Here is an 18491-nt window from a genome sequence, read left to right as displayed (position 1 = left end):
TCGCGATCGAGCAAAGCCTGCCACTGAGCCGTCGAACTCATTGCGCAGGCGCCACGGCGCGCTTGAACAACTGCACGACGTTTCCTTCGGGATCGCGCAGCGACAGGACCGCCCCATGCGACCCCATGTCTCGGATGCCGAGCACCTGGCCGCCCGCGCCGACGATGCGTTCCTTCGCCCCGGAGAAGTCGTCCACCTCGAACACCATCACGAGCCCGGACGTTGCCGGTGCCGCTTCCTCCTTGCACGCCAGGGCCACACTGGTATGGCCCACGCCGTACTGGATCCAGCGATCCTTGTCGCGGAACTTGAGTTGCAGCCCCAGCGCCGACGCGTAGAAGGAATGCAGTTCGGCCGGCCGCTGCGCGACCACGTAGACGTTCTGCAGGCGTTTGGGGGATGTATCCGAACGGCTCACAGCGAGGTCTCCGATGCGCCGCCGTCGAGGCGAAGCACATCCGCGTTGATGAACCGTGAACCATCGCCGGCCAGGAAGCAGATCGCGTCGGCGATGTCCTCCACCGTGCCGAGCCGGCCGAGCGGCGTGCGCGCGATGCGCTTCGCATCGAGTTCCGCGTTGCGGTGCTTCGCCGTGCCTTCGGTGGGGACCGCGCCGGGCGCCACGGCATTGACGCGGATGCCGCGCGCGCCCAGGTCGGCCGCCGCGGCGCGGGTGATCCCGAGCACGCCGGCTTTCAGGCCGCTATAGACCACGGACCGCGCCGGGGACTTGAAGGCCGCGATGGACGCCACGTTGACGATGGAGCCGCCGCGCTCAGGGTCCATCGCCTCGGCGGCGGCCTGGATACCCCAAATCACCGACTTGAAGCCGATATCGACCATCCGGTCCATCACCTCGGGCGTGATCTCCGCCAGTGGCTGGTAGCGTACCCAGGCCGCGTTATTGACCATCACGTCCAGCCGCCCCGCGTCCTGCGTGAAGCGCAGCACGGCCTCGCGCATGCCTTCGCGCGTGGAGACGTCCTGCGGCAGCGCGATGGCCTTGCCGCCCAGTCTGCGGATTTCCGCGACCGTGTCTTGCACGAACTCCTGCTTGAGGTCGTTGACGCCGACCGTGGCGCCCAGCTTCGCCATGGCGAGCGCGGTGGCGCGGCCGATGCCGTGGCCGGCGCCGCTGATGAAGGCGGCGCGGCCTTCGAGGGAGGGGTTCATGGCTTGCCTTTCGTTTCGGGCACCAGCAGTGCATCGAGCGCAAAGGCGCCCTGCCCCTGGTCCAGCACCACCAATGGGTTGATGTCGATCTCGGCGATGGCGTCCGCATGCCGCGCGGCGAACTGCGAAAGCGCTGCGACGGCGCATGCCGCGGCAGCCACGTCCGCGCGCGGCCGGCCCCGTGCGCCGTCGAGCAGGGGAAAGGCCTTGAGCGAGCGCAGCATCTGCGTTGCCTGCTGCTCGGTCACGGGCGCCATTTGCAAGGCGACGTCGCGCAACACCTCGGCGAATATCCCGCCCAGGCCGACCATCACGACCGGCCCGAAGACCGGGTCCTTCTTGGTGCCGAGGATCAGCTCGGTGCCGCCTTGCGCCATCTGCGCCACCAACACGCCGGTGATCCGGGCTCGCGGCGCCTTCAGCGCGACGCGCGCCAGCAGGCTGTCGTATTCGTCGCGCAACTGCGCCTGCGAACCCACGCCGAGCACGACGCCGCCCACCTCGGTCTTGTGCGCGATGTCGGGCGAGACGATCTTCAGCACCACCGGAAAACCGATCTCGCGCGCTGCGGCCAGCGCCTCGTCCCGGCTCCCCGCCGTGACTTCCTTCAGAACGGGAACACCGGCCTGGGCGAGCGCAGCCTTGGCACTCGCCTCGTTGGCGAAGATATCGCGCGACAGCGCTTGCGAAGAAGGCCGACCTGCTTGCACCCTTGCCCGCACGCCCTGCGTGCCGAGCCGCACCAATGCCGCCAGCGTGGCGCAAGCCGCGTCGATGGTTTCCACCGTCGGGAAGCCCATCTGGTTCAGTTGCGCCATCGTGTCGCGCGGCGCCTTGCAGCACAGCAGGACGAGCCGCGACGGATGCGCCTTGCGCACTTGTTCCAGCGCGGCGAGGTAGACGTCGCGCAGCCTCGGCATCTGGAAGGCATAGGCCGACTGCAGGATCACTGCATCGCACGAGGCATCTTCCGCCACCGCGGACAGCACCTGCACCAGCAACTCCGGTCGGCTCGACACCTGGGCCGTCATGTCGACCGGATTGGCGGGCGATGCATACGGCAGTGCCGAGAGAATCCGCTCCTGCGTGCGTGCGGAGAGCTTCGGCAGGTCCAGGCCCTGGGCGCTGGCTGCATCGGCCATCAGCACGCCGAAGCCGCCCGAGGCCGTGACCAGCGCGGCGCGATTGCCCTTCGGCGCGCGGTCCGGTCCGACCACGGAGATCGCATGACCGACGTCCAGCAGTTGCTCGATGCTCGGCACCCGAATGGCGCCGGCATTGCGCAGCACGACGTCGAACACGGCGTCCGACCCAGCCAGTGCGCCGGTGTGCGATGCGGCCGCTTCGCTGCCCGCCGAAGACACGCCGACCTTGAGCACGACGATGGGCTTGCCCGCTTCGTACGCCATCGCCATGGCCCGCACCAGCTTGCCCGCGTCGCGGCACGTTTCCATGCAGCACAGGATCACCGAAGTGGCCGGGTCGCTGGCCAGCGAGGCGATGCCGTCCGCGATGTCCACGTCGCATTCATTGCCTGTGGTGAGCAGGCGGCTGATGCCGACGCCCCGCTCGACGGCGAGCCGCATCGTGTAGCTGCCGAGGTTGCCGCTCTGCGACACGATGCCGACATGGCCCGCCGTGGGGAATGCAGACTCCAGCGCCACCGAGAAAGTGGCAATGCTCCTGTCCGCGACGCCGATGGAGCCGAGGCAATTGGGCCCCACGACGCGCATGCCCGATGCCCTCGCCACCTTGCCGATCTCTGCCTGCAGGCGGCTGCCCTCCTCGCCCATCTCCGAGAAGCCCGAGGAGAGGATCACCGCCGCGCGCACACCGCGGGCGGCGCAGTCCTTGATCGCCTCCAACACGCTTTCGGGCGGAACGGCCATGACCGCCAGGTCGGGGGTCTGCGGCAGATCCGCCAGGTTCGCATAGGCCTGGAGCGACTGCACCCTGCCGCCCTTGCGGTTGATCGGATAGATCGCGCCGCGATAGCCGTATTTCTGCAGGAACTGCAGCGGCCGGCCGCCGATCTTGGTCACGTCGTCCGAGGCACCGAAGATCGCGATCGAGCGCGGCTGGAACAGTGCGTCCAGGCCCCTGCCGACTTCCACCACTTTCACCACGTCTTCCATGGTTCAGCGCCCCTTGTAGACGGGCTGGCGCTTTTCGAGGAAGGCCTGGCGCGCTTCCTTCGCGTCGTCGGTCTTGGCCAGCGCCATGGTGATGTTCTGCTCGAAGCGATAGCCGTCGCGCTGCGGCATGAGGTCCATCATGTTGGCCGCATTCTTCGCGTAGCCGATCGCCACCGGGCTCTTCGACGCGATCTCCTGCGCGATCTGCATGGCGGCGGACATCAGCTCGTCGGGCGGCAGCACTTCGTCGAGCACGCCCCTGCGGTACAACTCGGCGGCAGGCACGCGCATGCCGGTGAAGAACATGCGGCGCGTGAAGGAACGGCCGAACATCGTCCTCAACATCGACACGCCCCCGGCCAGTCCCACGTTGATCTCGGGCATCGCGAAGCTCGCGTCCGCGGATGCCAGGAAGATGTCGCAGGCGGCCATCAGCCCCATGCCTGCGCCGAGCGCCGGGCCGTTGACGGCCGCGATGACCGGCTTCGCACATTCGCGGATCGCGTTGCCGGTCTCGCGCGTCATTCGGTTGTGCTCGAGGAAGTCGCCGGCCTTGTCCTGGTTCGGCCGATCCTTCAGGTCGGCACCGGAACAGAAGAACTTGCCGGTGCCGGTGAGGATGGCGACGCGGATATCTTCGCGTTCGGAGATCTCGTCGAAGACCTCGATGAGGCGGCGCCGCGTCGCGCGGTCGAGTGCGTTGACCGGCGGCTTGTCCAGCCGCACCACGGCGACGTATTCGGAAACTTCAAGGCTGACGCTCATCGTGAACTCCTGGAAAGGTTGGATTGGCCGCGTGCCGCCGGCTCGACCGCCGTGGCCTCGGGGTCTTGCGGTGCGAGCAGGCGCGATGTGTGCGTCATGCGGTCGCCATAGCGGAATTCGGAAGCGAGCAGGCGCTGTGCCATGCGGGTGGCCAGTACTTCCTCGCTCACGCCCATGCCGCCGTGCATCTGGATCGCGCCTTCGGCGCAGATTCGCGCGGTCTCGGCCAGCGCGATCTTCATCAGGCGCAGGGTGCGGCGCAGGCTCGCGGCGCCGCTTTCGAATTCCTGAAACGCGTGCAGGACCAGGCCCTTGGCGCAGAGGTAACGCACATACATGTCGGCCGTTCGGTGCCTGAGCACCTGGAAGGACGCCAGTGCCACGCCGAACTGGCGCCGTTCCTGCAGGTGTTTCACGGTCTGCTCGATCAGGGTCGCCAGCGCGGCGACCGTGTCCGCCGCCGTGAGCAGCAGCGCGGCGTTGTCGGCTTGCACGAGCGCATCGCGCGCCGCGATGCCGCGAGCGATGCAGGCACCGGCAGGCACCGTCAAGCCGTCCAGCCTGAAGTCGGCACTGCATCGCCCTTCCATCGTGCGGTAGGTGGCCGCCGGTGCGGGGATGCGCTCGGCATCCACCAGGAACAACGTCAATGGGTCGCTTCCCTGGAGCGCCGCAGGCACCAGCCAGTGCGTGGCCGCCAGCGACACATCGACGCCCTTTACCTCGCCAGTGAGTTCGTAGCCGATGTCCAGTTGCTTCGCCTGCACGGCGACTTCGTCGAGCGAGGCGGACAGGGAAGTCATGGGCGCGACCTTCGCGCTGCCCTCGCACACGGCTTGCAGCCATGGCGCGGCGGTGTCGGGCGCCGCAGCCTGCAGCAGGAGCGGCGCGACGGCGCAGGCTTCCACCACGGGCAGGTGGACGCCGTGCGTGGCGAGCCCGGTGACGATGGAGGCAAGGTCGGCCAGCGTGCCGCCGACGCCGCCAGACGCTTCCGGCACGACCGTGCAGGCCCAGCCCATCTCGCCGATGGCGTCGGCGCCCGCGAAATCCTGCATCGCGGCGTGGTCCTGCGCGAACCGGCTCGCCGCATCGAGCAGCATGCCGGGAAACAAGGGTGTGAATGACATGGACATCTCAGACTCCCAGCAGTTCGTTGGCAACGACGTTGCGCTGCACTTCGGATGTGCCCCCCGCGATGGTCCTGGCGCGGGTGAACAGGTAGTTCTGTACCCAGGTGGCGCCGGGCTCGCCCTCCCCCTGGTCGACGAGGAAGCGATGCGCCGCATCGGGCCCCACCGCATCGAGCGCAATGGACGTGAGACGTTGGGCGACGTCGCTGCACATCAGCTTGATCACCGAAGGCTGAACGCCGAGCGGCCGCTGGTGCTTCAGGTCGTCCGTCGCATTGGCGAGCAGCACGCGGGCGCCCTTCACGTCGGCTTCGGCCAGCAGCAGCCGGTAGCGCAGGCCACTGAAGTCCCTGCGCCCCGCCGCTGCCAGCGCTGCCTCTTCGACCACGCGCGTGACCTGCCTTCGCACCAGCTCCAGCCGGGCCACATTGGCCGGCGGAAGGCGCTCGCGCTCCAGCAGGAACTTGGCGCAGGTCCAGCCCTTGCCGGGCTCGCCGATCAGGTTGGCGGCAGGGACGCGCACCTCGTCGAAGAACACTTCGTTCAGGTGGTGCCAGCCGTCGATGGTGCGGATCGGACGCACCGTGATGCCCGGCGTGTCCATGGGCACCAGGATCAGCGAGATGCCGTCCTGCTTCCTCGCCTCGCGCGAGGTGCGCACCAGCATGTAGATCATGTTGGCCTCGTGCGCGTGCGAGGTCCAGATCTTCTGGCCGTTGATCACGTAGTCGTCGCCGTCCAGCCGCGCGCTGGTGCTGAGCGAGGCGAGGTCGGACCCCGAGCCCGGCTCGGAATAGCCCTGGCACCACCAGTCCGAGCAATCGAGGATGCGCGGCAGGAAGCGGGCCTTCTGCTCCGGCGTGCCGAAACGGATGATGACCGGGCCGATGTGACCCAGGCCGTGGTGGTACAGCGGCGGGCAATCCGCCTCGGCCATCACTTCCTCGAAGATCAGCCGCTGCTTGATGTCCCAACCCGTGCCGCCGTGCTCGATCGGCCAGCCGGGCGCACCCCAGCCCTTGGCGGCGAGGATCTTCTGCCATCCCATGTACTCGCGCTTCGTGACCTTCTGGCCGGAGGCGACGACGGCGCGGATCTCCGGGGGGCATGCGCTGCGGGCAAAGTCTTCCAGCTCGCGGCGGAAGGCGGCGTAGGCATCCGCCTCACCGCCGGCGGTGTCGTTGTTCGACATGGTGTCTCCTGTCCTGGTTTCGATGCGCAGTGCTGCGCGATGGATTCGTGGGTGGGCTCGCAGGGCGAGGCCCGATGCGTCATGGCCGCGCGTCGCCGCCTTTGCGCAGTTTGGTGATCAGCTCGTCCAGGGCGGCCACGGCACCGTCTGCGTCACGCCGCCGCAGGCAGACCACGACCTTGCGCCGCAGCGGAAACAGGTCGGGCCGCGGCCGCACCGGGATGACGTGCGTCATGCGTTCGCGCAGCACGGTGGTCATCGTCTGCGCCATGAGCGTGAGGGCCTCGTTGTGTCCTGCCGCCGCAATCGCGCAGAAGAAGCGACTGGCCGACTCGATGCGCTGCGCCAGCGAGTCCGTGTCACGGTGTCGTTCGATGTCGTCGACAGCCGCCTCGACGGCATCCAGCTCGGCCTCGCTGGCCCGATCGCAGGCCAGCCGCAGCAGGGTGCCGTACAGCGTGCGATAGGCTTCATCGAGATCGGGCGAGTCGAGACGCCCCTGGACCACCAGCGAGCGAAGCGACTCCGCCAGCATCATGTAGGCGCCCTTGTAGAACACCAGCGCGTGGTCGGCGTCGCCCCCGCCCATATGCTTCACCTCGCCGATGAAGATGTAGTGGTCGCCGGCGTCGTGGCGCGCGTGGACGCTGCACTCGAAGCTGGCCAGGCAGTCCTCGATGACCGGCATGCCCTGTGGGCCCGCGTGCCAGTCCACGCCCTCGAACTTGTCGGCGATCTTGCTCGAAGCAAAACGACCCGACAGCGCATCCTGGCGCTGCGAAAGGATGTTGATCGCGAAGCCATCCGCGTCCGAGAAAGTGCCCGCCAGGCTGCTGGCCTTGCGCAGGCTGAACAGCACCAGCGGCGGCTCCRGCGATACCGAGCTGAACGAATTGCAGGTCAGGCCTGCGGGCCGCCCATCGGCGCCGCGGGTCGTGATGACGGCCACCCCCGTCGGGAAGCAGCCAAGCAGTTGCCGGAACAGCGTGGGCTCGATGGAAGCGCCGCGCATCGCCGCCAGTTCGCCGGCGGGGGAAGCTACTTCGTTCATGGTTTTTCCTTCGGGTGGGTCGCGGGATCCGCCCGGCTCAGGCGGCGGCGAGCGCCAGGGCCGGCTCGGCCACGTGAGGCGGATCGTTGGCGATCTCGCGCTGCACCGCGGGCATGATGACCTTGGCCCACAGCTCCAGGTGCTTCAGCATTGTGGGGTGGTCGAAGTCACCCATCTGCGTCTGGAAGCAGTAGTGCACGGGCTTGATGGCGCGGATCTCGCGCACCACTCGCTCAATCACCGTGTCCACCGAGCCCACCGGCAACAGGGCACGCATCTCGTCCAGGGTCGGCTCGCCTTCCACCATGGTCTCGGCCACTTGGTAGTCCTCGCCGATCTGCGCAGTGCGGCGCTTCAGGCTGAGTGCCACGCGGCGCTGGTAGCGGGCGCAATCGAGGTAGCGATCCACTTCAGCCTTGTTTTCGCTGGCGTAGGCCGCGCGCAGCACGCCGACCTGCACCTGGGCCGGGTTCTTGCCTTCGCCCAGGGCCACCTTGTCGATCAGGGCGCGGGTGGCCTGCAGCTTCTCGACGCCGCCGTCGCCGCCGGAGACGAACACGTGGTGGTCGCCACGCACGGCGCGGGCAAGGAAGGTCGGGTCGACGCTGGTCACCCACAACGGCGGCATCGGCTGCTGCACCGCGCGCTGGCTGATCGCGCTCTCCGGCTGCTGGTAAAACTGGCCGTCGTAGGCGAACTTCGGCTCCTTCAGGCCCAGCTCCAGCATGTCCAGCATCTCCAGAGTGCGCTGCTTGGAGGTCTCCAGCGAAACGCCGAAGCGCTCGAACTCGAAGTGCTGGTAGCCGGACCCGATGCCCAGGTTCAGGCGACCGTCGGACAACTGGTCCACCATGGCGACGTCGGCGATCAGGCGGGCCGGGGTGTACAACGGTGCGACGACAATGCCGGTGCCCAGACGAATGTTCCGGGTGACGGCGGCGCAGTGCGCGATCATGGTCAGCGGCGACGAGCACATGCCGTAGTTGCTGAAATGGTGCTCCGCGTACCAGGCGGCACCGAAGCCCAGTTCGTCCGCCAGGCGCGTCTGCTCCACGGCATCGCGCAGGATCTGATAGGACGACTTATGCTTGTTTCGTTGCTGCATCAGAATGAAGATTCCGAAATCCATCACCGGGCTCCTTGTTGAGTAAGTGGTATGGCGTCGATGTTAGGAACGGGACGCATCTCTTGATCACCACGCTTCGCACAGCTTCTTTGCGTTTTATGAAATGAAGGCACTCGATTCGCTGCGGATCTTCGTGATCACGCTCAGGAAAGGAAGCCTCTCGGCCGCGGGGCGCAGCCTCGGCCTTTCGCCCGCCACCATCTCGCGGCGCATCAGCGCCCTGGAGGAAGAGCTGGGGGTGCAACTGGTGGACCGCACCAGCCGCAACCTCAAGGTCACCGAAGCGGGGCAGGCCTTCCTCGAACACGCGGAGGTGGTGCTGGAGGCCATGGCCGAAGCGGAGGAAGCCGCGCGCAGCTCGAAGCTGCTGCCCGAAGGGAGGCTTCGCATCCACTCGCGCACGCAGATCGGCCTGCGCGTGATCGCGCCGCTGCTGCCGCAATTCGCCCAGCGCCATCCCGACATCCAGTTGGAACTGGAACTCTCGGAACATCCCGTGAACCTGGTGGAGCAGGATTTCGACATCGACATCCGCACCGGCGAGTCGAACGATTCGAGCTTCGTGATCAAGCGGCTTCTCAGCAGCGACGAGGTGCTGGTCGCGAGTCCGGCTTTCATCAAGAAGCATCCTCGCATCCGCCATCCGCATGACTTGACGCAGGTCCGGTGCCTCACCTACCGCCGCGAGCGCGAGCTCACCACCTGGAAGTACATCGACGAAGAGGGACAGCAGAAGGTGCTGACGATTCAGGGCGCGCTGAGCTCGAACAACGGCGAACTCCTGCGGCTGGCGGCGATCGGCGGCATGGGGATCGCTCTGCTGTCGGAGCCCACGGTGCGCAGCTCCATCCAGGACGGCTCCCTCGTGCGGCTCTTTCCCGAGTACAGGTTCGCGGTGCGCGCTTTTTCCAACGGCATCTACGCCGTGTTTCGCCAGAGCCGCACCCTGCCGCTGAAGGTGCGCGCGTTTGTCGACTTCATGGCCGAGGCGCTGCGCGAACGCGATGCGCCCTGAGGCGCTGGAGCCTCAGTCCGCGAAGCGGTGCGGCGCCACCCCGGCAGCAGGCAGGCCGAGCAGTTCGAACAGTCCGCCGTCCTGCGGGAGAGCGCCCGCAAGATGCGTGCTTCGGGAGATCGAGGTCACATAGGCGGATTCGAGGCGCGCGCCCCCGAAGCACAGGCTGGTCGGGTGCGTTGCCGGCAACTCGACCATTCGATCCAGCGTTCCGTCGGGTGCGAATCGGCCCATCCTGCCGATGCGCGTCAGCACTGTCCAGACGAAGCCCTGTGCATCCACGGTCGCCCCGTCGGGGCCGGAGCCGAAGGCCTCGGTCTGCACGAAGGCGCGTTGATTCGCGAGTGGTCCCTCCGGCGAATAGTCGAAGGCCCAGATGGTGCGCACCGTGCTGTCCGCGACATAGAGCGTGCGCCCGTCGAGGCTGAAGCAAGGCCCGTTGGTCAATCCAAAACCGCTCGCGACGTGCTCCACGGCGTGGTCAGGGCGCAGCCGGTAAACGCCGCCGAGAATCGCATCGCCCGGCTGACGGTTGATGTGCATGGTGCCGGCGAGGAAGTTGCCCCAGGGGTCGCATTTCCCGTCGTTGAGGCGCACGTCCGGATGATCCATGTCGATGCGGGCCAGGGTCTCGAGCCTGCGAGTTGCGAAGTCATAGCGGGCGAAGCTGTTCTTCAGCGCCGCGATCACCGCGCCGCTCGCGCACAACGCGATCGAGCCGATGGGTGCGGGCAGCTCGTGCATCTCGATCTCTCCGGTCGCCAGCCGAAGTCGCCGGAGCGTTCCGGCCAGGGAGTCGATCCAGCAGACGACGCCTGCGCGTTCATCCCAGCAGGGGCTTTCGCCCAGCAGGTCCTTGGTGTCCCCGATCCTTCGAATGTTCACTGCGCTCATGAGGTCCGAAGTGTGGCGACCCTGCTGCCCAGCCGGCGCCGTCGTCTGCAAAGCATCTTTGCGGCTTGCGCTTTCCCGCGGGCGTCGCGGGCTCCTAGAGTCGCGCCGATGAACCCACAAGACGTCCCTCCCCCGCCCCTCCAGGGCATCCGAGTGATCGAACTCGGAAACTACATCGCCGGCCCCGGCACCGCGATGACGCTCGGCGACCTCGGCGCCGAAGTCGTCAAGATCGAGTCGATGGAAGGCGACATGGCGCGCCACACCGGTCATTTCGGCCACGCGATGCTGCGCGCCTATAACCGCAGCAAGAAGTCGATCGCCCTGGACCTGCGCAAGCCGCGCGGCGTGGAGATTGCGCGCCGACTGATCTCGCGCGCCGACGTGGTCGTCCAGAATCTCCGACCCGGCGCCGCCGAAGCGCTCGGCCTCGCGCCCGACGTGCTGCGCGCGGCGCATCCGGAACTCGTCTACGCGTCGATCAGTGGCTTTCCCGCGGAAAGTCCTTCGCGGGATCGGCCCGGGTACGACATCGCGGCGCAGGCGGAAAGCGGCCTGATGTCGGTGACCGGCGAGCCGCAGGGACTGCCGCAGAAGGTGGGTGCCACCATCATCGACGCGGCGACGGTGCAGGTGGCGGCCCAGGCCATCCTGGCTGCGCTGTTCCGGCGCGAGCGCACCGGCGTCGGCGAAACCATCCGCATCTCGCTGCTGGAAGTGGCGCTCAACCTGCAGTCGCCCAACTGGAGCGACTACCTGGTGCGCGGTGTCGAGCCCACCCGCAGCGGCGACGGTCAGCCGATGAACGCCCCCGCGGCGGACATCTTCCGCACCCGCGATGGCATGGTGGTGGTCTCCGCGTACGTGCAGGCGCACTGGGTTCGCCTGTGCGAAACCATTGGCTGCCCCGAATTGGCGACCGACGCGCGTTTCCTCACCAACGAGCTGCGGGTCGAGAACCGGCCCGCGATGAAGGTGGCGGTCAGCGAACTGCTCTCAAAGTACGGCACGCGCGAGTGCGTCGACCTGCTCACGGGCAACAACATCGTCGTGGGCGTCGTGCGCAGCTACAGCGACGCACTGGTCGGCGAGGACTTCCAGGCCAGCAATATGCTCGTCGATGCCGCGCCCAACGGCGACCGCCCGGGCTATCGCAGCTTCGGGCTGCCTTACGACCTGTGCGATACACCGCGCCGTCAGACCCAGGCGGCGCCTGCCCACGGCGCGCACACCGAAGAAGTCCTGCGGGAGGCGGGATTCAGCCCCGACGAGATCGCAGCGCTGTTGGAGGCTTCTGTCGTGAAGGCTGCGGATGGTTGAGCCGCAGGATGAGGTCTGGAGCACTTCCAGCAGGGGAAAACCCGCGATCACAGCAGGCATTGGGGCGTGCATCTGCATGACATACAAAGCAGCTTTTCATTCCTTGCAGATCAAACCGGCGCGCCCGACCATAGACTGGCCCGGAGAGTTCAGCCCGATCGGACCTCGTCGCCAAAAGGCGCGGCTGGATGCGGGTTTCACCTGCCTATCTGGATGGAGACAAATATGAGTTTTCGGAAGTACATCGCCGGCGCGTTGTTCGGGCTGTTCCTTGCGCTGGGTCCGGCCCAGGCACAGCAAGCCACCCGGATCGTCGTCCCCTTTGCCGCAGGCGGCGGCACTGACTTGTACGTCCGCCTGCTGGCGTCCGAACTCGTCAAGCACGGGATGCCGGTGATCGTGGAAAACAAGCCCGGCGCCAGCGGCATCGTGGCCGCCGACTACGTCGCCCGGGCACGACCGGACGGGCGCACGGTCCTTGTGTCGTCGCTAGGCACGCTGGCCAACAACACGGTCCTGTTCGACAAGCTCCCCTACGACCCGACCAAGGATTTCGCGCCCGTCTCGCAGATCGCCTACCAGCCGGCGATCATCGTCGGACGCACCGACCTGCCCTACAAGAACATCAAGGAGATGGTCGCCTACGCCAAGGCCAATCCCGGCAAGATCAATCGGGGCTCCCCGGGCGCGGCGATCCTGACCAACCTGGCGCCGCTGAGCTTCGAGAAGGCCGCCGGCATCCACACCACCCACATCCCTTTCAACGGGGACTCCCCGGCCATCCAGGCTCTGCTGGGTGGCCAGATCGATATACATGGAACGTCCCTCACGGGTTCGCTGCCCTATATCCGCAGCGGCAAGTTCCGCATCCTGGGGGTGATGGACAGCCACAGGCTGCCACAGGTTCCCGATGCGCCCACCTTCAAGGAACAAGGCTATGACATCGAGGCTGTCCTTTGGTATTCGCTCTCGGTTCCGGCGGGCACGCCGAAGGATGTGATCGAAAAACTGAACAAGGCCGTCAATCAGGTGATCGCCGATCCCGAATTCGTCGCGCGGGCCGAGGCCATCGGCATGGAGCCTCGGGGCGGCACCCCGGAGGAGCTGTCCAAGTTCGTTCGCGCCGAATTCGACCGCTGGGTGCCGCTCCTGCAGAGTCTGAACCTTCCCAAAGAGGTTCAATAGACCCGGGTCACCATGGCGTCGCCGCCACGATGATCGCGCAGGGCGGAGAAGCGCCCTGCCTAGTTGCGGAACAGGTCAAGAATCCGGCTGCGTTCGACCAGAAACGGGTCCGCAATCGGCTCCGGCTTCGTTGGCGGGGCCGCCTCGGCGGGTGCCGGTGCAGACATGCCCCATGGGTTGGCGAGCCCACTGCCCGGCGCGTAGTCATCGTAGTACCACTCGCCGCCGACCTGGACCACCCCTTCGGGCGCCTGAAGTTCAGTCACGGGCACACCCTTGATCGCGGTCTCCATGTAGCTGATCCAGATCGGCAAGCTCAGGCTGCTGCCCGTCTCTTTGTCTCCCAGGCTGCGAGGCGTGTCGTACCCCATCCACGCGATCGCGGTCATCGTCGGTTGGAACCCCGCGAACCATGTGTCGATCGAGTCGTTGGTGGTTCCCGTCTTGCCGTAGAGGTCGTCGCGCTTGAACGCCTGATACGCCTTCGCGCCGGTGCCGCCCTTGACGACGCTTTGCAGCAGCGTGTCCATGATGAAGGCGTTGCGTCGCGGAATGGCGCGCATCGTTTCGTTGAGCAGCGGTGGCTGCGGCTCGACCAATATCTTGTCCTTGTGGTCCGTGATGCGCGTGATCAGGTAAGGATTGACGCGATAGCCGCCATTGGCAAACACCGAGTAGGCCGTTGCCATCTGCATTGGCGTGACCGCACCGGCGCCCAACGCCATGGGCAGATAAGCGGGGTGCTTCTCGCGGTCGAAGCCGAAGTTCGTGATCCAGTCCTGCGCATAGCGGATACCGATCGATTGCGTGACGCGAAGCGTGACCATGTTGATGGACTTCATGAGCGCCGTGCGAAGCGGTACCGGTCCAGCGAAGGTGCCCCCATAGTTCTTCGGCGCCCATGGTTGCCCGCCTGTCGTGGCTGCATCGAAGTAGAGCGGGGCATCATTGACCACGGTGGCCGGCGTGAATCCTTTTTCAAGCGCTGCCGAATAGATGAACGGCTTGAAACTCGAGCCTGGCTGACGCCACGCCTGCGTGACATGATTGAACTTGTTCTTGTTGAAATCGAAGCCGCCCACCATCGCCTTGATGGCGCCGTCACGCGGATCCATCGCGACGAACGCTCCCTCGACCTCGGGCAGCTGGGTCATTCCCCACAAGTCTTTCGGCGTCTTCGCAAGGCGGACTACCGCCCCACGACGGATCATGATGTTGCGCGGCGCCTTGTCCGCCAATCCCGACTGGACAGGCCGCAGCCCGTCTCCGACGACGTGCAAGGTCTCGCCGTTCGCACGAACGGCCGTGACCTCCTTGGCGCTGGCTTTGAGCACCACCGCAGCAATCAGGTCACCGTTGTCGGGGTGTTCTKCAAGCACGTCGTCGATCGCGTCTGCGCGTTCTTTCGGATMGTCGGGCAGATCCACGAATCCTTCGGGTCCACGGTAGATCTGGGTTCGCTCGTAACCCATGATTCCGTCGCGCAAGGCCTTGTAGGCGGCCGTTTGGTCGACCGCAGAGATCGAGGTGTAGACCTTGAGTCCCCGGGTGTAGGTGGCGTCGCCATACTGCGCGTAGATCAACTGGCGCACGGTTTCAGCGACGTATTCGGCGCGCAGAAGGGCGGGGCCTGGGGGGTCGCGCAGATGAAGCTTTTCTTGCCTGGCCTGCGCCGCCTGCTCAAGCGTGATGAAACCGTTCTCCTGCATTCGGTCGATCACATAGAGCTGGCGTTCTCGCGCCCGCGCGGAATTGTTGACCGGGTTGTTGGCGCCGGGCGCTTTGGGCAAACCCGCCAGCATCGCGGCTTGTGCGATCGAGATGTCCTTGAGCGGCTTGCCGAAATAGGCCTCCGAGGCCGCGGCGAAGCCGTACGCCCGCTTGCCCAGGAAGACCTGATTCAGATAGATCTCGAAGATCTGATCCTTGGTGAGGAGATGCTCCAGCTTGAATGTGAGCAAGACCTCGTAGGCCTTGCGGACAACCGTTTTCTCCGAAGTCAAGTACGCGTTGCGTGCCACCTGCATCGTGATGGTCGAGGCACCTTGGCTCTTTACTCGGTTCAGGTTTGCGTACCCGGCGCGCACCATGCTTTTGAAGTCGACCCCACTGTGGTCATAAAAGCGCGCGTCCTCGGCGGCCAGCACGGCGTCCTTCATCAGCTGGGGAATTGTCGAGATCGGCGTGAATTCGCGGCGCTCTTCGCCAAATTCGCCAATCAGAATGCCTTCTGAGGAGAAGACCCGCAGCGGCAGCTTCGGTCGATAGTCCTGAAGCTCGAAAATGTTCGGCAGGTTCGGATAGGCGACCACGAGTGCAGTCAAGACGACGAATGACAAGCCCAGCGCCCCGGCCAAGGCCAGCCCTGTGAACCAGAACACCACGCGCAGGAGCCAGGATCGCCAGGATCTTGAAACCGGCTTGTCGGCGTGTCCCGAAAAATGCGATCGGTCGGCCATGACAGCATGCAAAAAGGCTCGGTTGCCAAGTGTCGCCGAAATGCCGCTGGCCGCATATCCCGAGCAAGACGGCTTCAGCTCAGCATCCAAGGCCAGTGGTCCTGCCGCCAGGGGAAGACGCTGGCTCAGCGAGCAAAGCCATGCCGACCTTGCGGCGTCGTGTCAGTTCCTGCCGGGGCTGCCGGCAGCCAGATTGGCTCGGCCTGTCGGCGCCGGATTTGTAACGGTGTTTGCGCTGGCAACCAGTCCTTGAATCAATCGCAGTCTCGCGGACGACCGCAGCCACAGGATCCCGAAGCGGCGCGCCTCCGAACGAATCGGCAATGCGATCTTCGCGATGCGCTGGCCGTCCAGCAGCGGCGACGCGATGTCCGGCACGATCGATACGCCGAGGCCACGGTCCACCATCATGGCGATGGCCAATAGAGAGCTCAACTCGAAGCGCTCCTGCGGCACGATGCCAGCGGCGCGCAAGTAGCGGTCTGCCTGCTTGCCACCGCCCAGATTGCGGTCGTAGCGGATCAGGGGCGAGGTGCGCAGGAGCTCGTGCGGATCGCGCCGCGCCAGCCGACTCGGCGCCAACAGCACCAGCGGCTCTTCGCGCAACAGCGACCAGTCGAAGGTCTTGGGCAGCACGAAGTTGGGATACAGGCAAATCGCCGCGTCCAGGTCGCCCTGTTGGACTGCCTTGTGGAGGGTTGCGGTGTTGCCTGATTGCAGGAACACCTTGACACCAGGATGCGTCTTCACGAAGTGCGCCAGGATGTCCGGCAGCACGCTGTGCAGCGCCGTGTTGATCGTGCCGATCAGCAGTTCGCCACCGGCTGCCTCGCTGCCCAGCAGCGCCTTGATGTCACTCACCTCCCGCAGCACACCCCGCGCACGCTGCACGAGCTGGTGACCGGATTCCGTCGGTTGCACCGTGCGACCGGCGCGCGCCAGCAAGGGGACGTTGAGTTCCCGTTCGAGCGTGCGGATCTGCTGGGCCACCGCTGCGGGCGTGAGGTCGAGCCTGCGAGCCGCTTCCGACATCGAGCCGCACTCGACCACGAGAAGAAAGCTCTGCAGGTACGCCGTTTCCATGAACGTATATTTTCTATCATCTGATCATAGAGAGCATGTGTTTTTCTTTCTTCATGCGCGGCAGACACTGCCGCCATGAGAAGCAAACTTTTTGTACCGGGTACCCGCCCCGAGCTGTTCACCAAGGCCCTGACCAGCGCGGCCGATGGCATCTGCCTCGATCTGGAGGACGCGGTGTCGGAGTCGCGCAAGGACGAAGCGCGCAACGTGGTGCGGGAACTGCTGCAGGGCGGCGGCACCGCCTTCTCCGGCAGGACCCTGATCGTCCGCGTCAACGCCATGGACACGCCGCATTTCGAGCAGGATGTGATGGCGGTCGTGCAACCCGGCGTGCACCTGATCAACTTGCCCAAGCCCGAGAGTCCGGCGCATGTGCGCACCGCCGTCGCGGCGATCGAACGGGCCGAGCAGGCCAACGGCGTCGTCAAGCCCGTGGGTTTGCTGCTCAACATCGAAACGCCCGTGGCGCTGCGCACCGCCGCCGCGCTGGCCCAGGCCGATGCGCGCGTGGTGGGCCTGCAGCTCGGACTGGGCGACCTGTTCGAACCGCTGGGCATCGCCCGTCGCGAGCCGGCAGCGATCCAGCAGGCGATGTTCGCGACCCGCGTCGCGGCAGGCGAAGCCGGCATCTATGCCTATGACAGCGCGTTCGCAGACATCCGCGACGCCGAGGGCTTCCGCGCCGAGGCGATGCTTTCGCGCCACCTTGGATTTCTTGGCAAGACCTGCATCCATCCCAGCCAGGTCGCCATTGCCAACGACGTGTTCCGCCCGACGGACGAAGAGATCGCCCACGCACTCAGGGTGATCGAGGCCACGCGCGATGCCGATGCCAAGGGTGTCGGCGCCTATGTGGTGGACGGAAAAATGATCGACATYCCTTTCGTCCGCCGCGCACACGCCATCGTCGCCAGCGCCTGCAGCCTTGGCCTGCTGGCCGACTGATTTCCCTTTTGCCAAGATTCCGGAGACAAACATGCCCATCGCTATTCCATCGCCCGTCCGCAAGCTCGCACTCGCCTGCTGCCTCGTACCGACCCTCAGCTTCGCGCAGGGCGCCTACCCGGCCAAGCCCATCACGATCGTTGTTCCCTACCCCGCAGGCGGATCGAACGACACTTTTGCCCGCCAGGTCGCCAAGGAACTGGGCGACGAGCTCAAGCAGCCAGTGATCATCGACAACCGTCCTGGTGCCAGTGRCAACACCGGCACCGGCCAGGTGGCGAAGGCCGAGCCGGACGGCTACACGCTGGTCGCGGTGTCGTCCAGCATGACGACGAACGCAGCCGTTCAGGCAAAGCTTCCCTACGACCCGAACAAGAGCTTTGCGCCGGTGGCGATGTTCGCGAAAGGCCCATTCATCGTGGCCGTGAACAACGAGTTCCCCGCGAAGACGCCTGCCGAACTGATCGCCGCCATCAAGGCCAAGCCGAACCAGTACAACTACGCCTCGTCGGGCTCGGGCAGCGTGAACCAGTTCGGCACCGAACTGCTCAAGGCGCAGGTCGGCAAGCTGGACATCACGCACATTCCCTACAAGGGCATGGGTCCGGCCGTGACCGACCTGGTCGGCGGGCAGACGCAGTTGCTGATCTCGAGCGGGCCGTCGCTCCTGCCGATGGTGCGCGCCGGCAAGCTGCGTGCTGTCGGGATCACGAGCCTGAAGCCGAGCCCGATCGCGCCGGACCTCACGCCGATGGCCACGACGGTGCCGGGCTACGAGTTCGAACTCTGGTGGGGCCTGCTCGCGCCTGCCGGTACGCCGGCCGAAATTGTCGACAAGCTCAACAGCGCCGTGAACAAGGCGCTCGCCAAACCCGGCCTGGCCGCCAACTTCCTCAAGGAAGGCGCGATCGCCACGCCGATGTCGCCCGCCCAGTTCGGCAAGGTCATCGCCGACGACGTGGAGCGCTGGAAGAAGCTGGCCAAGCAACAGAACATCACCGCCGACTGAGGACCG

General features: G+C 66.1%; 16 protein-coding genes. 5 read left to right on the top strand and 11 right to left on the bottom strand.

The features are described 5' to 3' along the window. Positions 1-37: 37 nt before the first annotated feature. From AC1D2E_RS08730 to AC1D2E_RS08695, 8 genes are all read right to left on the bottom strand, one after another. Entirely contained in the window at positions 38-418 is a 381-nt protein-coding gene (locus tag AC1D2E_RS08730) for a VOC family protein (protein ID WP_478197027.1), read from the bottom strand. After that, positions 415-1173, bottom strand: coding sequence for an SDR family NAD(P)-dependent oxidoreductase (locus tag AC1D2E_RS08725; protein ID WP_478197026.1), 759 nt, complete (start codon positions 1171-1173; stop codon positions 415-417). The genes AC1D2E_RS08730 and AC1D2E_RS08725 overlap by 4 nt, the downstream gene beginning before the upstream one ends. Further along, on the bottom strand, positions 1170-3308 hold the full coding sequence (locus AC1D2E_RS08720; protein WP_478197025.1) for an acetate--CoA ligase family protein: 2139 nt from the start codon (positions 3306-3308) through the stop codon (positions 1170-1172). Before AC1D2E_RS08720 ends, AC1D2E_RS08725 begins: the two co-directional genes overlap by 4 nt. Positions 3309-3311: 3 nt before the next feature. Beyond that, positions 3312-4073, bottom strand: a complete 762-nt coding sequence (locus AC1D2E_RS08715; protein ID WP_478197024.1) for an enoyl-CoA hydratase/isomerase family protein — start codon at positions 4071-4073, stop codon at positions 3312-3314. After that, the gene (locus AC1D2E_RS08710) at positions 4070-5203 is read right to left on the bottom strand and encodes an acyl-CoA dehydrogenase family protein (protein WP_478197023.1); all 1134 of its coding nucleotides are present in this window, start codon (positions 5201-5203) and stop codon (positions 4070-4072) included. The genes AC1D2E_RS08715 and AC1D2E_RS08710 overlap by 4 nt, the downstream gene beginning before the upstream one ends. Before the next feature lie 7 nt (positions 5204-5210). After that, positions 5211-6398, bottom strand: a complete 1188-nt coding sequence (locus AC1D2E_RS08705; protein ID WP_478197022.1) for an acyl-CoA dehydrogenase family protein — start codon at positions 6396-6398, stop codon at positions 5211-5213. Between the two features lie 79 nt (positions 6399-6477). Further along, positions 6478-7449, bottom strand: a complete 972-nt coding sequence (locus AC1D2E_RS08700; RefSeq protein ID WP_478197021.1) for a flavin reductase — start codon at positions 7447-7449, stop codon at positions 6478-6480. A 37-nt stretch (positions 7450-7486) separates the two neighbouring features. Continuing rightward, positions 7487-8578, bottom strand: coding sequence for an LLM class flavin-dependent oxidoreductase (locus AC1D2E_RS08695; protein WP_478197020.1), 1092 nt, complete (start codon positions 8576-8578; stop codon positions 7487-7489). 100 nt (positions 8579-8678) lie between these two features. On the opposite strand from AC1D2E_RS08695, the gene AC1D2E_RS08690 reads away from it, so the two are divergent. Beyond that, positions 8679-9590, top strand: coding sequence for a LysR family transcriptional regulator (locus tag AC1D2E_RS08690; RefSeq protein ID WP_478197019.1), 912 nt, complete (start codon positions 8679-8681; stop codon positions 9588-9590). A 12-nt stretch (positions 9591-9602) separates the two neighbouring features. On the opposite strand, the gene AC1D2E_RS08685 is transcribed toward AC1D2E_RS08690, so the two are convergent. Then, positions 9603-10757 carry an SMP-30/gluconolactonase/LRE family protein gene (locus tag AC1D2E_RS08685; RefSeq protein ID WP_478197018.1) on the bottom strand — a complete coding sequence of 385 codons (1155 nt, stop codon included), beginning with the start codon at positions 10755-10757 and terminating at the stop codon, positions 9603-9605. On the opposite strand from AC1D2E_RS08685, the gene AC1D2E_RS08680 reads away from it, so the two are divergent. Both AC1D2E_RS08680 and AC1D2E_RS08675 read left to right on the top strand, forming a co-directional pair. Continuing rightward, positions 10638-11804, top strand: a complete 1167-nt coding sequence (locus AC1D2E_RS08680; protein WP_478197017.1) for a CaiB/BaiF CoA transferase family protein — start codon at positions 10638-10640, stop codon at positions 11802-11804. The genes AC1D2E_RS08685 and AC1D2E_RS08680 overlap by 120 nt on opposite strands. Before the next feature lie 66 nt (positions 11805-11870). Continuing rightward, positions 11871-12989: a Bug family tripartite tricarboxylate transporter substrate binding protein gene (locus AC1D2E_RS08675; protein WP_478197016.1), complete on the top strand. Its 1119-nt coding sequence runs from the start codon at positions 11871-11873 to the stop codon at positions 12987-12989. Positions 12990-13048: 59 nt separating this feature from the next. On the opposite strand, the gene AC1D2E_RS08670 is transcribed toward AC1D2E_RS08675, so the two are convergent. Further along, positions 13049-15448 (bottom strand): penicillin-binding protein 1A, encoded by a 2400-nt coding sequence (locus tag AC1D2E_RS08670; RefSeq protein WP_478197059.1) that lies wholly within the window; start codon positions 15446-15448, stop codon positions 13049-13051. A gap of 162 nt (positions 15449-15610) precedes the next feature. After that, positions 15611-16531 carry a LysR family transcriptional regulator gene (locus AC1D2E_RS08665; RefSeq protein WP_478197015.1) on the bottom strand — a complete coding sequence of 307 codons (921 nt, stop codon included), beginning with the start codon at positions 16529-16531 and terminating at the stop codon, positions 15611-15613. 75 nt (positions 16532-16606) lie between these two features. On the opposite strand from AC1D2E_RS08665, the gene AC1D2E_RS08660 reads away from it, so the two are divergent. Both AC1D2E_RS08660 and AC1D2E_RS08655 read left to right on the top strand, forming a co-directional pair. Next, the gene (locus AC1D2E_RS08660; protein WP_478197014.1) at positions 16607-17476 is read left to right on the top strand and encodes an HpcH/HpaI aldolase/citrate lyase family protein; all 870 of its coding nucleotides are present in this window, start codon (positions 16607-16609) and stop codon (positions 17474-17476) included. Between the two features lie 31 nt (positions 17477-17507). Then, positions 17508-18485: a tripartite tricarboxylate transporter substrate binding protein gene (locus AC1D2E_RS08655; RefSeq protein ID WP_478197013.1), complete on the top strand. Its 978-nt coding sequence runs from the start codon at positions 17508-17510 to the stop codon at positions 18483-18485. Positions 18486-18491 lie beyond the last annotated feature (6 nt).

This window comes from Variovorax sp. P1_H2 (assembly GCF_056405295.1).
This window is presented reverse-complemented; position numbering and strand designations above follow the sequence as displayed.

Bases quoted from the DNA above. Each gene is read 5' to 3' on its own strand.
- AC1D2E_RS08710 (WP_478197023.1), bottom strand. From the start codon at position 5,203: ATGTCATTCACACCCTTGTTTCCCGGCATGCTGCTCGATGCGGCGAGC.
- AC1D2E_RS08695 (WP_478197020.1), bottom strand. From the start codon at position 8,578: ATGGATTTCGGAATCTTCATTCTGATGCAGCAACGAAACAAGCATAAG.
- AC1D2E_RS08720 (WP_478197025.1), bottom strand. From the start codon at position 3,308: ATGGAAGACGTGGTGAAAGTGGTGGAAGTCGGCAGGGGCCTGGACGCA.
- AC1D2E_RS08685 (WP_478197018.1), bottom strand. From the start codon at position 10,757: ATGACCGGTGTGGCGCGCCATGTCGCCTTCCATCGACTCGATCTTGAC.
- AC1D2E_RS08725 (WP_478197026.1), bottom strand. From the start codon at position 1,173: ATGAACCCCTCCCTCGAAGGCCGCGCCGCCTTCATCAGCGGCGCCGGC.
- AC1D2E_RS08690 (WP_478197019.1), top strand. From the start codon at position 8,679: ATGAAGGCACTCGATTCGCTGCGGATCTTCGTGATCACGCTCAGGAAA.
- AC1D2E_RS08665 (WP_478197015.1), bottom strand. From the start codon at position 16,531: ATGGAAACGGCGTACCTGCAGAGCTTTCTTCTCGTGGTCGAGTGCGGC.
- AC1D2E_RS08705 (WP_478197022.1), bottom strand. From the start codon at position 6,398: ATGTCGAACAACGACACCGCCGGCGGTGAGGCGGATGCCTACGCCGCC.
- AC1D2E_RS08715 (WP_478197024.1), bottom strand. From the start codon at position 4,073: ATGAGCGTCAGCCTTGAAGTTTCCGAATACGTCGCCGTGGTGCGGCTG.